14 protein-coding genes are annotated in these 15,468 nt (G+C 63.7%); 5 read left to right on the top strand and 9 right to left on the bottom strand.

The features are described from left to right. Nucleotides 1–10: 10 nt before the first annotated feature. Nucleotides 11–1,438, top strand: coding sequence for a sodium:proton antiporter (locus NKJ81_RS05815; RefSeq protein ID WP_352539931.1), 1,428 nt, complete (start codon nt 11–13; stop codon nt 1,436–1,438). On the opposite strand, the gene NKJ81_RS05810 is transcribed toward NKJ81_RS05815, so the two are convergent. From NKJ81_RS05810 to gcvA, 8 genes are all read right to left on the bottom strand, one after another. Then, the gene (locus NKJ81_RS05810) at nt 1,439–2,158 is read right to left on the bottom strand and encodes an ABC transporter ATP-binding protein (RefSeq protein WP_352539930.1); all 720 of its coding nucleotides are present in this window, start codon (nt 2,156–2,158) and stop codon (nt 1,439–1,441) included. Beyond that, nucleotides 2,151–2,879: an ABC transporter ATP-binding protein gene (locus tag NKJ81_RS05805; RefSeq protein WP_352472377.1), complete on the bottom strand. Its 729-nt coding sequence runs from the start codon at nt 2,877–2,879 to the stop codon at nt 2,151–2,153. Before NKJ81_RS05805 ends, NKJ81_RS05810 begins: the two co-directional genes overlap by 8 nt. Beyond that, a complete protein-coding gene (locus NKJ81_RS05800; protein WP_023676975.1) occupies nt 2,876–3,838 on the bottom strand; it encodes a branched-chain amino acid ABC transporter permease in 963 nt (320 codons plus the stop codon). Before NKJ81_RS05800 ends, NKJ81_RS05805 begins: the two co-directional genes overlap by 4 nt. Beyond that, on the bottom strand, nt 3,835–4,716 hold the full coding sequence (locus NKJ81_RS05795) for a branched-chain amino acid ABC transporter permease (protein ID WP_352539929.1): 882 nt from the start codon (nt 4,714–4,716) through the stop codon (nt 3,835–3,837). Before NKJ81_RS05795 ends, NKJ81_RS05800 begins: the two co-directional genes overlap by 4 nt. A gap of 86 nt (nt 4,717–4,802) precedes the next feature. Beyond that, the gene (locus NKJ81_RS05790; RefSeq protein WP_352539928.1) at nt 4,803–6,107 is read right to left on the bottom strand and encodes an ABC transporter substrate-binding protein; all 1,305 of its coding nucleotides are present in this window, start codon (nt 6,105–6,107) and stop codon (nt 4,803–4,805) included. Nucleotides 6,108–6,269: 162 nt separating this feature from the next. Next, nucleotides 6,270–7,709, bottom strand: a complete 1,440-nt coding sequence (locus NKJ81_RS05785) for a hypothetical protein (RefSeq protein ID WP_352539927.1) — start codon at nt 7,707–7,709, stop codon at nt 6,270–6,272. Between the two features lie 163 nt (nt 7,710–7,872). Then, nucleotides 7,873–9,177 (bottom strand): nicotinate phosphoribosyltransferase, encoded by a 1,305-nt coding sequence (gene pncB, locus NKJ81_RS05780; protein WP_352472380.1) that lies wholly within the window; start codon nt 9,175–9,177, stop codon nt 7,873–7,875. Between the two features lie 192 nt (nt 9,178–9,369). Continuing rightward, on the bottom strand, nt 9,370–10,344 hold the full coding sequence (gene gcvA, locus NKJ81_RS05775; RefSeq protein WP_023676980.1) for a transcriptional regulator GcvA: 975 nt from the start codon (nt 10,342–10,344) through the stop codon (nt 9,370–9,372). A gap of 183 nt (nt 10,345–10,527) precedes the next feature. On the opposite strand from gcvA, the gene speB reads away from it, so the two are divergent. The 4 genes from speB (at nt 10,528) to NKJ81_RS05755 (ending at nt 13,854) form a co-directional block, all read left to right on the top strand. After that, nucleotides 10,528–11,589, top strand: a complete 1,062-nt coding sequence (speB, locus tag NKJ81_RS05770) for an agmatinase (RefSeq protein ID WP_023676981.1) — start codon at nt 10,528–10,530, stop codon at nt 11,587–11,589. Between the two features lie 136 nt (nt 11,590–11,725). Next, entirely contained in the window at nt 11,726–12,535 is an 810-nt protein-coding gene (locus tag NKJ81_RS05765) for a transporter substrate-binding domain-containing protein (RefSeq protein WP_352539926.1), read from the top strand. A gap of 6 nt (nt 12,536–12,541) precedes the next feature. Beyond that, on the top strand, nt 12,542–13,210 hold the full coding sequence (locus tag NKJ81_RS05760; RefSeq protein ID WP_352539925.1) for an amino acid ABC transporter permease: 669 nt from the start codon (nt 12,542–12,544) through the stop codon (nt 13,208–13,210). After that, nucleotides 13,207–13,854 (top strand): amino acid ABC transporter permease, encoded by a 648-nt coding sequence (locus NKJ81_RS05755; RefSeq protein WP_352539924.1) that lies wholly within the window; start codon nt 13,207–13,209, stop codon nt 13,852–13,854. The genes NKJ81_RS05760 and NKJ81_RS05755 overlap by 4 nt, the downstream gene beginning before the upstream one ends. A gap of 16 nt (nt 13,855–13,870) precedes the next feature. On the opposite strand, the gene NKJ81_RS05750 is transcribed toward NKJ81_RS05755, so the two are convergent. After that, nucleotides 13,871–15,274, bottom strand: a complete 1,404-nt coding sequence (locus NKJ81_RS05750) for an MATE family efflux transporter (protein ID WP_352539923.1) — start codon at nt 15,272–15,274, stop codon at nt 13,871–13,873. Between the last annotated feature and the right edge of the window lie 194 nt (nt 15,275–15,468).

Here is a 15,468-nt window from a genome sequence, read left to right as displayed (position 1 = left end):
GAGGGGCTTCATGCGGTTTGCGGCGTTGACGGCAAGTGCTGCACTTATTGCAGCAATCTTTTCTCCGAATGCGGTTCTCGCGGCCGAAGCGCACGAATTGCCGGGCGCCGCCATGTCGCTTTGGTGGGTGCTGCCGTTTGCCGGGCTATTGCTTTGCATCGCGACCGGCCCGCTGCTGTTCCATCATGCCTGGGAGCACCATTACGGCAAGATCGCTGCCTTCTGGGCAGCGTTGGTGATCGGGCCGCTGGCCATCGCCTTCGGCATCCCGTCCGCCACGCAGGCGGTGCTGCATGCGCTGCTCACCGAATACATGTCGTTCATCATCCTGCTGTTTGCGCTGTTCACCATTTCGGGCGGTATCTTCGTTGCCGGCAACATACACGGCACGCCGCTGGTCAATGCCGGGCTGTTGCTGGGAGGGGCGCTGCTTGCCTCGATCATTGGCACAACCGGCGCCTCGATGATCCTGATCCGGCCGCTCATCCGCGCCAACGACAACCGGCGCTTCAACGCCCATGTCGTCATCTTTTTCATCTTCCTGGTGTCCAACATCGGCGGGTCGCTAACGCCGCTGGGCGATCCGCCGCTGTTCGTCGGCTTTCTGCGCGGCGTCGATTTCTTCTGGACGACAGTTCACCTGCTGCCCGAGACGCTGTTCGTCGCCGGCGTGGTGCTGGCTGTTTTCCTGGCGATCGACATCATCATGCATCGCCGGGAGGAAGGCGCGCCGAAGATCAAGGATCCGACGCCCGACAGCAAGGTGCGCATTCGCGGCCTGGCCAACATCCCGCTGCTGGCCGGCGTAATCGCCGCGATCCTGATTTCCGCTGCCTGGAAGCCGGGAGTGAGTTTCTCATTTCAGGGTGTCAGCCTCGAGCTGCAGAATCTGGTGCGGGACGCCGCCATCCTGATACTGGCCTTCACTTCGCTTGTCGTCTCGCCGAAGGAGTTTCGCGGCGCAAACGCCTTCAACTGGGGGCCGATTGCCGAGGTGGCGAAGCTGTTCGCCAGCATCTTCATCTGCATCGTGCCGGTCGTCGCCATATTGCGGGCCGGGCTCGATGGCGCGCTGGCGCCGTTGGTGCTGCTGGTCAGTTCGCCGACCGGCGCGCCGGACAACCTTGCCTATTTCTGGCTGACCGGAGCGCTGTCGTCCTTCCTCGACAATGCGCCGACCTATCTGGTGTTCTTCGAGCTGGCTGGCGGCGATGCGCAGCATCTGATGACCGAGCTCGCCTCGACGCTGGCGGCGATCTCGGCAGGCGCGGTGTTCATGGGCGCCAACACCTATGTCGGCAATGCGCCGAATTTCATGGTCTATGCCATTGCCAGGCATCGCGGCATCAAGATGCCGAGCTTCTTTGGCTATATGGCATGGTCGGGCGCGGTGCTGATCCCGACATTCCTGCTTGCCGGCTTGCTGTTCTTTGCCTGATCAGGCGACGCCGACATAGCGACGGACCGCGGAGGGATCGGAACGCAGTTCCTCGACATCGACCGTCTCGCGGTTGCGGCCGTTTTCGATGAAACAAACGCGGTCTGCGACCGACAGCACGGCATCGACGCGCTGCTCGACAAGAATTGTCGACACGCCAAGCGCACGCAGCTTCGACACGGTTTCGCGGATCTTGGCGATCATCGACGGCATCAGCCCTTCGGTCGGTTCGTCGAGCAGGAGCACCTGCGGTTCCAGACACAGGGCGCGGGCCATGGCCAGCATCTGCTGCTCGCCGCCGGACAGCGTGCCCGAACGCTGCCTGAGGCGCTGGCGCAACAGCGGGAAGAGATCGAGCACGTTCTCGCGCGTCGCCTTGCCCTTGTTGCGGGCCATCAGGCCGATCTCGATGTTTTCCGCCACCGTCATCTCGGCGAACAGCCGCCGGCCCTGCGGCACGTAGGCGACGCCGGCCTTGGGCACCTCGTGCGCCGGCAAGCCGCTCAATTCCCGCCCTTCGAGCCGAATCGAGCCGGAGCTTACCGGCACCAGGCCCATGATTGCCTTCAGCGTCGTCGTCTTGCCGGCGCCGTTGCGGCCGAACAGGCAGAGCACTTCGCCCTCGTTCAAGACAAGATCGAGACCATAGAGCACCTGGACCTCGCCATAGAAGCAGTCGACCCCGGAGATCGTCAGTGCCTTGGACTGGGCCTCAGCCATGGGTCGTCCCCAGATAGGCGTCCTGCACCGCGGCATTGGCGCGGATCTGCTCGGGCGTGCCTTCAGCCAAGATCCTGCCGGCGTTGAAGACGGTGATGCGGTCGGCGAGCCGCATGACCACCGGCATGTTGTGCTCGATCAAAAGCACGGTGGCGCTATCGGCGATCTCGCGCACCAGCTCGATGAAATTGTCGATCTCGCTGTCGGCAAGCCCTTGCGTCGGTTCGTCGAGGATCAGCAGCCGCGGCTTCAGTGCCAGTCCCATTGCCACTTCCAGCAACCGCTGGTGACCGTAGGACAATTGCCCGGCAGGCATTTGCGCCCGGTCGGCAAGGCCGGTGCGCTCGAGCGCCGCCATGACGCCGGTGTGAACCGCGCCCTTCGAACGGCCATCGGTCAGCGTGCGCTGGACCGGCAGGGCGACATTGTCGTAGGCGCTGAGATTGGCAAAGACGCTGGTGATCTGGAAAGTATAGGCGATGCCAAGGCGAACCCTGGCGTAGGCAGGCAGGCTGGTGATATCGGCGCCGTCAAAGATGATCGTGCCCGACGAGGACTGGATGCGGCCGCTGACCAGGCTGACGAAGGTGGTCTTGCCGGCGCCGTTGGGGCCGATGATGGCGCGAATCTCGCCCGGTATCAGCGCGAAGTCGACGCCGTCGACGGCACGCAAGCCGCCGAAACTGCGCGACAGGCCTTTGGTGGTGAGCAGCGGCATCATGGCAACCACCCGAGCCAGCGCTGGCGGATGCTGCCGAGAATGCCTCTCGGGAAGAACAGCACCAGCAGGATGAGCGCTATGCCGACGATCAGCAGATAGGCCGAGGTGTAGCCGCTGGCGACGTCGATGACATAATACATGAACAGCGTGCCGATCAGCGGACCGAGCGTGGTGGCGGCACCGCCCAGCAGCACCCAGAGCAGCGGCAGGATGGAATATTGCACTGAAGCGAAGCTCGAGCCGACATAGCCGAACAGCAGCGCATAGGCCGCGCCGGAAGCCGCGCAGATGCTGCCTGAGATGACGACGGCGGCGAGCTTGTTGGAAAATGTATCGTAGCCAAGCATTTTGGTCCGCTCTTCGTTCTCGCGGATCGCGACCAGCACGCGACCGTAGCCGGAGCGGACTATCGCCAGGCTTATGAGCAGCACGATCGAGAACAGTGCCAACGCGCTCATATAGCGCACGGTCGGGTTGGTGAGGTCGAGCGACGTGCTGCCCAGGACAAGGACACGCATCGGCTGCGGCACGACCATGCCCTGGTCGCCACCGGTCCAGGCAGCGAAATAGAGGATGACGAGATAGAATACCTGCGCGAACATCATAGTGACGATCATGAAGGCGACGCCGGAGGTGCGCAGCGCCAGCAGCCCGATCACCAGCGCGAGAAGCGCGCCGCAGGCAAGCCCGGCTGCGAAGGCGGCCGGCACGCTCCAGCCGAGATGGATGACGGCAAGGCCGGCGCCATAGAGCCCGGCTGAAAAGAACATGGCATGGCCGAGGCTGAGCAGCCCGACATAGCCGAACAGCAGATTGTAGCCCATGGCGAAGACCGCCAGCACCATGATGCGGGCGAGCAGGCCGTGATGGTATTCCGGCAGGACGAAGCTAAGCCCGAAAAGCAGGGCGATGACGCCGAGGTGCAGCGCATATGGCTTTGCCGGCGAAGCATCCTTCATCGCGATGTCGTCCCGAACAGGCCCTGCGGCCGGAACACCAGCACCATGGCGACGAGCAAGGTGGCTATGATCTTGGCCAGCGTCGGTGAGAAGAACACCGAGATGATGCCGTCGGAAAGGCCGATCAGCACCGCGGCGACGACCGTGCCGCGCAGCGAGCCGAGGCCGCCGATGATGACGACGATGAACGACAGCAACAGCGGGTCCTGTCCCATCAGATAGTGGGCCTGGCTGATCGGCACGATCAGCACCGCGGCGACAGCAGCCAGCATGGCGCCGAGCGCGAAAACACTGGCATAGACTCTGGTCACCGGAATGCCGAAGGCCTGCGCCGTCTCGCTGTCATATTGCGTGGCGCGCATGACGAGGCCGATTTTCGTGCGCGTCAGCACCAGCCAGGTCGCGACCAGCAGCAGCGCCGACGCGGCGATGATCGACAGCTTGTAGCCGGAATAGCCGAACCACGGCAGGAGGATGCGGTAGCTGAACGGCGGCTCCACCGGCCGCGCCTCCGGGCCGTAGAAGGTCAGCGCCAGTTGCTGGATGATGTAGAGCATGCCGATGGTGGCGACGATGGTGGCTTCCGGATTGTAGTTGAGCCGGCGCAGCACCAGCCGTTCGGCGAGCAGCGCGATCAGGCCGACGATCAGCGGCGCCAGCACCAGGGCGGCCAGGAAGCCGAGCGCCGGATGGCCAGATACCGCCGTTGAGATCGCCCAGGCAAGCACCGCGCCCAGCATGAAGAACTCGCCATGCGCGACATTGACGACGCGCATGACGCCGAACACCAGCGACAGCCCAAGCGCCGTCAGCGCCAGCACGGCGGAGGTGACGAGGCCTTCGAGAGCGGCGAGGAGCAGGTGAGGTCCGAAGTGCATCGGCTAAGCACCGGCGGATGCGCGAAGCACCCCCCTCTGGCCAGAGGGGGGTATCTTGGCGCTCACGCTTGCTGCAGCAGCCAAGCTCACAGCGTCTGCGTCGTGTAATCCCCCTCAGGCTCGTAGAGGCCGTCCTCGATCTTGGTCTTGTGGACGACATTCAGCCGGCCGCCTTCAACCTTGGAGATGTTCTGGATGCCAAAGCACTGGTGGATCTTGCCGTTGAAGGTTTTCGGCCCTTGCGGGTGCTCCGGCCCCTCGGCGAACTCGGTCAACGCCTCGGTCGCCTCGACCAGCTTGGCGCGGTCTTCCGGGCCCTTGTAGCCGGCATCCTCCATCGCCTTCTTGACGACGTAGAGCGTTTCCCAGCAGCCGAACATGTGCGCGGCGGTGGAGACGTCCTTGGGGTCGCCGACGGCGGCACCATTGTCGTCGATGCCGACGGCGGCGCGGTAGGCTTTCTGCGCAGGGGAGTCATCGGGCTGCGCATAACGCGGCGAGCCTTCCCAGAAATGGCTGCCGTCGAGGAATTCGAGGCCGGGGCTGTTGATGTCGGTGGCTTCGAGCGAATCGATGAAGCCGAACAATTGCGGCCGATTGGAGCCGTAGAACTCGCCGAGCTCCTTGACGAAGGTGAGCACCGCCGGGCCGACCATGACGTGGTAGATCACCTCGGTCTCCGCGGGGATCTGCGGGAAATATTTAGTGAAGGAGGATTCCGTCGGGGGGATGGCGATCTGGGCGATAACCTCGGCGCCTTGCGCCTTCAGGGCCGGCGGCAGGTAGTCGCGATGGTCGTAGCCGAAAGCGAAATCGGGGAAGATCTGCGTCACCTTCTTGCCGGCATTGGCGGCAATCCACGGCGCCATCGACTGGATCTGGCTCTTCACATCGGTGATGCCGGGCTGGAAGACGTAGCGGTTCAACTTGGTCGAGGCGACATGGTGGCCTTCGCTGACAACGAAATAGGGCATCTTGGCCTCGCCGGCGGCCGGCGCCGAGCCGATGACGACATGCGAAAACAGCGTGCCGTAGACGATATCGGTCTTGTGCTGAGAGGCGAACTTGCCGACGACTTCGGCGCCCCGGCCGGGATCGGTGCCGTCATCCTCGATGATCACCTCGACGGGTCGGCCGTTGATGCCGCCGGCATCGTTGATCGCCTTGACGGCAGCCGCTGTGGTCTTCTCGTACCAGCGGCCATAGGCGGCGCCGATGCCGGTGCGGTGCGACTGGAAGCCGATCTTGATCGGCGCCGAGCTCTGCGCCTGGCTGTAACGCACGAAACCCGGCGCGACGGCAAGACCGGCGCCGGCGGCAAGGCCCTTCAGCGCCGTGCGGCGGGTGAGAGCGGATCTGGAGAGATCGAAAAACCCATTCTTGTCAGTCACGGCAGTTCCCCTTGTTTTTGAGCTTTGACCAATGGCTGTAGCAGGCAGGCCACTCTTGTTAAGAGGGGCGAAAATTGCATGTGTACAAACTAAATCACCAAAGCTCTGACGTGGCAAGCGAGCTTTCCCCAAGGTTCGATTGACGGCCATCGCACACCTCGTTCATCCGGCGCTCGGCGTCGCAAGCAGCCATAAGCCGAGGACGGTGTAGGCGATCATCAGCACGGTGAGCGGGAACTGGCTGAGCGCGGCGCGAGCCGGAATGGCGTGCAGCCGCCAGGCCAAGCCATGGGCGACAAGCACAGCAAGCATGTGGCCGCCAATGATGACGCCGGCCTGGAGGTTCCACAGCCACCACGCCGAGCCGGCGCCGGCGACAACGCCGGCTTGAATTGACATGTCTGCGGTACCGAACAGGTTCCAGCCAAGCGCAAACGGGTCTGAGAGAGCGGCAATTGCATATTGGTCGTCGACCAGCAGCGCCGTCAGATAATGCGCGAAGCGGTAGGCGAGCGCGATCGGTACGATCGACCAGGCCAAAAGCCCGGCGGCGTGACCGAGCGAATGGTTGCTGCCGGCAAGGTGCTGGCCAAGAAAGACGGCTAGCGCGAACACGGCCGCAAGCACGGCAAAGCTCAGCACAAGACCGAAACTGCCGATGCCGATCAAAGCGGTGCGTCCCGGAAATTCCAGCGGATTGATGCCGAACCAGCCTAGCCAGAAGAAGGTTTTCGACAGGCCGTCGAAGGACACCGACGACAGCGCAAGCAGCAGGAAAGCGATGCCGCTGAGCGGTAGCGGCGAGCCACCGAGCAGCTTGGCACCCGGCCAGCAGAGTTTGAGCCGGCCGTCTTCGTTGCGCTCGACGATGGCGAAGTGCGCTACCATGGAAAAGAACACCGTCAGGAACTCACCGCGCAGGCTCCAGTCGCGGTATCCGACGACCTGCATAGCGGCAAAGGTCAGCAGCCAATAGGCGCCGGCGGCCCAGGCCAGCCGCGCCGGATCGTCTGGCGCAGGGTCGATCAGCTCGAACCAGGCGAAGGCGAAGAACAGCAGGAAAGCCGGCCAATAGCCGAGCCGTTGGGGGAGCAGATTCGGCTGCGTTCTGCCGGACAGGCGCGAGGCGACGCGGCATGGCCCGTACCAGGGGTTGAGCCACGACCAGAGATCGCCGGCGAGCCCCTGCAACAGAGCCAGGCCAACCCAGAGCAGCGTCCACACGGTCAGCGGCAGCGGATTGGAAAGCGGATCGCGGCTGCCGAACAGGCCGGCGGCAATCAGAATTGCAAAGCCGGCAAAGGATACCAGGCTGACGGCAGTCCGCGCGCCGTCGCCGAAGGTAAAAAGCGGCAGGCGTTTGCGCCAGAAGCGGTCGAGGGAGTCCGGCGGCAGTAGAGCCAGGACAAGGAAGCTGGCGGCAACCGCGAGCGCGCCACCGACGACGTAGTAGCCGGTGGGAAGCAGCAGGACATGGCCGCGGTCGGAGGCGTGGGCGAAGGCGGGCGTGGATGGGAATGCCAAGGAAGCGACGAGGCCGGGAAAGGGCCTGATTGCCGAAATGCAGCGCTCTACAGCGCCCCCCTCTGTCCTGCCGGACATCTCAAGCGGGGAGATCGGCGGTTCCGCCGTCGGCTCTCCTTCTGCAACTTCAGCAATTGGCGAAAGCAGCAATGAGGGCGCAATCTCCCCCCTCGCGGGGGAGATGTCCGGCAGGACAGAGGGGGGCGCGAAGGAACTCATACTACGCAAGAGTTCCCCTACTTCACACCTTCACCAACTGCTCCACGCGGTCCTTCTGGCCGAAGATGCGCAAATAGCGCTCGATCTCTTTCTCGTCGCCAGTCGACTTGGCCGGATTGTCGGAAAGCTTGACCGCCGGCCTGCCGTTGGCTTCGGTGACCTTGCAGACCAGCGAGATGGCGTCTAGCCGGTTGGTCTCGGTCGGCGCGCAGCCCTCGAAATCGTTGGTCAGGTTGGTGCCCCAGCCGAAGGACATGCGCACCTTGCCGCGGAAATGGCGATAGGTTTCCTCGATGGTCTCGACCTCCAGCCCATCCGAGAAGATGAGCAGCTTCTGCTTGGGGTCCTTGCCCTTTTCGCGCCACCAGGAAATGATTTTCTCGCCGCCTTCGATCGGCGGCGCGCTGTCGGGGCGGAAGCCGGTCCAGTCGGCGACCCAGTCCGGTGCATCGCGCAGGAACGCCGCGGTGCCGAAGGTGTCCGGCAGTACGATCAGCAGGTTGCCGCCGTAGTAGCGCTGCCAGTCCTGCAGCACGTTGTAGGGCGACCGTTTCAATTCCTTTTCCGAATTGGTGAGCGCGGCGAACACCATCGGCAGCTCATGCGCGTTGGTGCCGAGCGCCTCGAGATCGTTGTCCATGGCGAGCAGCACGTTGGAGGTGCCAGTGAAGGCCTCGCCGATGCCCTCCTTCAACGCTTCGACGCACCAGCGCTGCCACAGGAAGGAATGACGGCGGCGGGTGCCGAAATCCGAGATGCGGATGCCGGGCAGCGCCTTCAGCCGCTCGGTCTTGGCCCACATCTTGGCCTTGGCGCGGGCATAGAGCACGTCGAGCGCGAACGGCCCGAACGCCCGCATGGCCGCGCGAGATCGAAGTTCATTGATAATTGCCAGCGCCGGGATCTCCCACAGCGTCGTGTACATCCACGGACCGCTGAAGGCGAGTTCGTATTGGCCGTCGCGCTTGGAAAGCTCGTATTCGGGCAGCCGGAAATTTTCCAGCCAGGCGAGGAATTCCGGTTCGAATATCTGCTTGCGGCCGTAGAAGGTGTTGCCGCCGAGCCAGATCATCTCTTTCTTAGAGAAGCGCAAGGTGCGGGCATGGTCGAGCTGCTCGCGCAGCTCCGTCTCATCGATCTCCTCGGCAAGGCGGACCGAGGTGGTGCGGTTGATCAGCGAGAAGGTGGCGTCGACCTTGGGATACATGCCCCAGATCATCTGCAGCATCAGAAGCTTGTAGAAATCGGTGTCGAGCAAGCTGCGGACGATCGGGTCGAGCTTCCAGGTGTGATTGTAGACGCGCCGCGCTATATCGGTCTTTGCCATCGCTTAATGCGCCTTCGTTGCTCGCTCTAGCTTTTGTCTAGCGCAATTCCGGACGGAAAACCGCTGCGCACTTTTCCTGGAATTGCTCCAAATGCCTCTTAGCATCGAATTTTTGAACGCGCCTCCCGCTTTGCGGGCTGGCCCGACAAAAAGAAGCCCCTGCTGCAAGCGGCGCCTACGGCAGTTTCGGCCTCAGGATGCGGTCTTGGCGCCGACCACCTTGAGCGCCGGACGCTTGCGGCGAATGCCGATGCGGCCTGCCACCGGTGCGTCAGCGCGGCGGTCGGCCTGTTCTTTCTCGGCAAACAGCCAGTCGATGAACAATTGCACGATCGGCGCCGACCGCATCTCGTTGCGGCAGACGACGTAGAAATCGTCGACGGCCGGCACGGAAAGACTGAACGGGGCGACAAGCAGGCCCCTGGCGAGCAGTCCGCTTGCCGTCACCGTATCGCCGAGCGCCACGCCATGGCCGTGAACCGCGGCCTCGGTCGCCATCCGCGCATCGCCGAGATGATGGCGACGGCCGCGCTCGAGGTCCAGCGCGTCGGCGGCGGCCAGCCAGGTATGCCATTCGCGGCCGTCGTCGCCATGCAGGAAGACGTGATCGGCGAGGTCGCGGACGGTGCGGATCGGGCGGTTGTTGATCAGCGTCGGGCTGACCACCGGGAACAGTTCGAGGCCCGACCATTTGCGCATCCAGCAGTCGGTCCAGCTGCCGTCACCATAGTGCACGCAGACATCGATATGCGGTGCGCGGACGTCCTTGGCATCATTGGATGGGATCAGCGTCAGCCTGATATCCGGATATTGCGAGGTGAAGCTGCCCAGCCGCGGGATCATCCACAGCAACAGTAGCGCCGGCACGCAGGATACAGAGAGAACGCCGGTGCTGGCCGGTCTCGTCATGCGCTGCGTGGCGGCGGCAATGCCGTCGAAGGCGGTCGACACCGCCGGCAGCAACTCGGCGCCGTGCGGCGTCAGCTTCACCCGCTGACCGGCACGCTCGAACAGCTTGACACCCAACGATTGCTCGAGCGCCTTGATCTGATGGCTGATGGCGCCGTGGGTGACGTTGAGCTCAGCCGCCGCCTTGCTCAGCGAGGCGTGGCGCGCCGTTGCCTCGAAGGCGCGCAGCGGGTTGAGCGGTGGCAAACGCTTGGCCATTTGGACCCTAGGCTCTGTGAGATTTTCTCACAGATAACACACTAACAATATCAATTGATTTTTCAATGCAGCTACGGGACACTTTGCCCAGGCATTGCATCAAGACGTGAAATCTGCAGGCAGCCGGCGGCTGCGGCTATCGAGGCCGCCGCCCGCGCGCCGCACCAGCCATGGAGGACCGACATGGGTTACGACCGCGGCAAGCTCGAAGCGTTGCGCCGCAAATACGGCGAGAGCCATGGCGGCGAAATGTTCGACCCGAAATTCCAGCGTGTCGCCGACAAGATCTTCTCCAAGACCGGCACGCGACTGGCGCCCTATTCCGGCATCCCGACCTTCCTCGCGGCGCCCTATCGTGAAATCGCCGCCGACAATCCGGATTTCGGCGATCTGCAGGTGGCGATGATCGGTGTGCCGATGGATCTGGGCGTCACCAACCGGCCGGGCGCCCGTTTCGGGCCAAGGGCACTGCGCGCCATCGAGCGCATCGGCCCCTACAATCATGTGCTGGAATGCGCACCGACGCATGAGCTCAAGGTCGCCGACATCGGCGACGTGCCGTTCCAGAGCCGCTACCGGCTGGAGACCAGCCATGACGACATCGAACGCCGCACCAACCAGATCGTCGACGCCGGCGTCCTGCCCTTGTCTGTCGGCGGCGACCATTCGATCAGCCACCCGATCCTGAAGGCTGTCGGCAAGAGGGCGCCGGTGGGCATGATCCATATCGACGCCCATTGCGATACCAGCGGCCTGTTCGACATGACCAAGTTCCACCATGGCGGGCCGTTCCGCAACGCGGTGCTGGACGGCGTGCTCGACCCGAGCCGCACCATCCAGATCGGCATTCGCGGCTCGGCCGAATATCTGTGGGAGTTCACCTATGAGTCCGGCATGACCGTCGTGCATGCCGAAGAGGTGACCGGCCTCGGCATTCCCGCCATTATCGAGAAGGCGCGCAGGATAGTCGGCGACGGCCCGACCTATGTCTCCTTCGACATCGACAGCATCGATCCGGCCTTCGCGCCGGGCACCGGCACACCGGAAGTCGGCGGGCTGACGACGCGCGAAGTGCTCGAGCTGCTGCGCGGCCTGAAGGGACTCAACATCGTCGGCGGCGACGTGGTCGAGGTGGCACCGCAGTACGACGCGACCACCAACACGGCGCACGCCGGCGCGCAGGTGCTGTTCGAGATCCTCAGCCTGATGGTCTTCAGCCCGGCAATCACCGGCAAGGCGGGCTGACACGCTCGACCATGATCCCGAAAGTGGGAACTGGTTTTCGGAGAAGATCATGGTCCACTAGAGAATCCAAAGGCGACCGCCGCGCTGGAGCCGGCGGTTGCACTCAAACAAACAAGCTTCCAGCAGGGGAATGACAATGACACTTCACATGAAACTCAAATCGTCCATCGCCGCCGTGCTGATGCTCGGCTCGACGGGTCTTGCTTTCACCATCCAGGCCGCCAATGCCGACGCGATCGATGACATAGCCAAGGCCGGCGCCATCAATGTCGGCATCTTTTCCGACTTCCCGCCCTTCTCCTCGGCCAGCGCCGACATGAGCATCAAGGGCTACGACATCGACGTGGCGCAATCCATCGCCGACCAGCTCAAGGTCAAGCTCAATCTGGTCAGCGTGACCGGCCAGAACCGCATTCCGTACCTGACCGACAAGCGCGTCGACCTGCTGATGAGCGTCGGCTACTCCAAGGAGCGAGAGCAGGTAATCGATTTCGCCGCCGCCTACGCACCCTACTACATCGCCGTCATCGGCCCGGCAGCACTCTCGGTCAAAGGCAAGGAAGACCTTGCCGACAAGTCGATCGCCGTCAATCGCGGCACGCTGGAGGACACCTCGCTGACCGAGGCGGCACCCGCCTCGGCCGACATCCGCCGTTTCGACAACTATAATTCCGTCATCCAGGCGTTCATCTCGGGCCAGACCCAACTGATGGTGGTCGGCAACGATGTCGGCGCCCAGGTGCTCGCCCGGCAGGAGGAACTGAAGCCGGAGCAGAAATTCCAGCTTCTCACCTCGCCCTCGCATATCGGCCTCAACAAGAAGGAAGACCGCCTCAAGCAAGCGGTCAACGATGCGGTCGCCAAGATGCTGGCCGACGGCAAACTGGACGAAAGCTCGAAGGCCTGGCTGAAGACACCGCTCGATCCCGCCAATCTCAAGGATTGACGGCCAGTGACCTATAGCCTCGACTTCGGCTGGCTTGCCGGGGCAACAGGGGCGATCGCGCGCGGCGCGGCCACGACGATCCTGCTGATCGCCGTGACCACGCTGGCGGGAACGTTGCTCAGCATCCTCGGCGCGGCAGGGCGGCGGAACGGTCCGCTGCTGCTCAAGCGGGCGATCGGCGTCTATGTCGAGATGATCCGCAACACGCCGTTCCTGGTGCAGCTGTTCTTCATCTTCTTCGGGCTGCCCAGCATCGGGGTCAGGCTCGATCCGGTGCTGGCAGCCATGTTGGCGATGACGCTCAACATGGCCGCCTACACGATCGAGATCGTTGGCGCCGGGCTCGACGCGGTGCCGCCCGGGCAGACGGAAGCGGCACTGGCGCTTGGGCTCAGGCCGCGCCAGGTCTTCATCAAGATCGTGCTGCCGCAGGCGCTCAAGGTGATCTATCCGGCGCTGACCAGCCAGATCGTCATCATGATGCTGGAATCCGCCGTGGTATCGCAGATCGCCGTTCGCGAGCTGACCTATGAAGCCGACATGCTGCAGGCGCGCACGTTCCGGGCTTTCGAGACCTATTTCGTGGTGACGATGGTCTACCTCGCCCTGTCGATTGGGCTGCGCCGGCTGCTGGTCGGCGGCGGCCGCCGGCTTCTCGGAGCCGGCGTGTCATGATCGAATTCACCTTCTGGGACATTCTGCGCAACCTGCTGCTGGCGGCGCGCTGGACGGTGCTCTTGTCGCTGGCCGCGTTTGTCGGCGGGGCCGTGGTCGGCATGATCGTGCTGTTCTTCCGGATCGCCAAGAATAAATGGGCGCGCCGGTTTGCCTCCGGCTACATCGCGCTTTTCCAGGGCACGCCGCTGCTGATGCAGCTCTTCCTGATGTTCTTCGGCTTGCCGATGCTGGGCCTGCGCATCGAGCCGTGGACCGCGGCGGTGCTTGGCCTGACCTTCTTCGCCAGCGCCTATCTCGCCGAGATCTGGCGCGGCGGCGTCGATGCGCTGCCGCGCGGCCAGTGGGACGCCGGCGCCAGCCTCGGCCTGCACTATCTGCATGAACTCCGGCTGATCATCCTGCCGCAGGCGTTTTCGATCACCCGCGCACCGACCGTCGGCTTCCTGGTGCAGCTGATCAAGTCGACCGCGCTGACCTCGATCATCGGTTTCGAGGAGCTGGTGAGGACATCCAACGCGATCAACAATGCGACCTTCGAACCGTTCAAAGTCTATGGGCTGGTAGCGCTGATCTTCTTCGTCATGTGCTTTCCGCTGACGCAATACGCACGTTCGCTCGAGCAACGGGCGGCGGCCCGCTGAGCGGGCGACCAGCAATTCAACGCCCGAATACCAGCGGCGGCGCGATCCTGTCACGCCGCAGCCAGCGCACCAGCAGGAGTGCCGCAACCACCGCCAGTCCCGACGACAGGCCGATCCAGATGCCGACGCCGTTGAAGCCGAAACGAAAGGCCAGCAGCACGCCGAGCGGCAGCCCGATGCCCCAATAGCCGATCGCGGCATAGATCATCGGCACCTTGGTGTCGTGCAGGCCGCGCAGCATGCCGCTGGCGACCGCCTGCGCACCGTCAAAAACCTGGAACAGCGCAGCAAAGGCGAGGAACGAGACGGCAAGCGCCACCACCTCGGCATTAGCCGGATTGCCCAGATCGATGAAGGCGCCGATCAAGAGATGCGGCCACAGGATCATCACCAGCCCCATCAGCGCCATGAAGGAGACACCGACGACATAGGCGGTCCAGCCAGCCCGGCTGACACCTTCCGGATTGCCGGCGCCGTGGGCAAGTCCGACGCGCACCGTCACCGCCTGGTTGAGGCCGAGTGGCACCATAAAGGTGACCGAGGCGATCTGGATGGCGATCGCATGGGCGGCAAGCGAAGCCGCATCGATCAGACCCATGAGAAAGGCGGCCGCGTTGAAGATCGTCACCTCGAACGCCAGCAGGCCGGCGATCGGCAGGCCGAGCCGCAGCAGGCCCTTGAAGCGCGGCCAGTCGGCGCGCCAGAAGCGTCCGAACAGACGATAGCGCCGGAACTTCTTCTCAAGCATCACCACCGCCGCCATGCCGGCGAACATCAACGTGCTGGACAGCGTGGTGGCGAGGCCGGAGCCGGCGATGCCCATCGATTGGATGCCGAGATTACCGAACATGAACAGCCAGTTGAAGAAGGCGTTGCAGGCGACGGCAACGAAGACGATGATCAGTGCCCAGCCCGGCCGCTCCAGCGCCGAAATGAACGAGCGCAGGACGATGTAGCCGAAAAAGGGCAGCACCGCCCATTCAAGCCAGCGCAGATAGATGCCGGCCTGGTGCGCCAGTGCCGGCTCCTGCCCCATGGCCAGCAACACGCTCTCGCCGTGCCAGAGAAGGGCCCATATCGGAATGCAAATGAGGATCGCCAGCCACAGACCCTGGCGCACGGTGCGGCGCAGGTCGCGCACCGAGTGCCGGCGACGGCCGAGCTCGGTCGCCATCATCGGCGAGGTCGCCAGCATCAGGCCGAGCCCGAAGATGAGCGGCATGAAGTAGAGGTTGGCACCAAGCGCACCGCTGGCCAGCGTGTCCGGCCCCAGCCGCCCCATCATCATGACGTCGGTAGCGGTCATCGCGGTCTGGCCGAGATTGGTCAGCACCATCGGCCAGGCGAGCGCCAGCATCGCCCTGATTTCCCGACGCCAAAGGTTTTCCGGCGCGCGAGCGTCGGCTTCGATCGCAGACATTCTAGTTTTCCGCCTATCCGATTGCGGCACGTCGGCAAGAGCCGGAAGCCGCGTCTCAGCGCGGAAAATGGCCAAGATCGGCCGGATTCCGCATTAAGACGGGTTTGTCTATCAAATGGGCACCGGTGGCAAGAGGCTGACTTGCGGAAGGGTTAAGCCAGTCGGTTCAACGCAGGCTATTGGAGAGGCTATGG

This window comes from Mesorhizobium sp. M0018 (assembly GCF_040323955.1).
Lineage (GTDB): Bacteria > Pseudomonadota > Alphaproteobacteria > Rhizobiales > Rhizobiaceae > Mesorhizobium.
The sequence above is the reverse complement of the archived record's forward strand: the minus strand, read 5'-3'. Positions and strand labels throughout refer to the sequence as shown.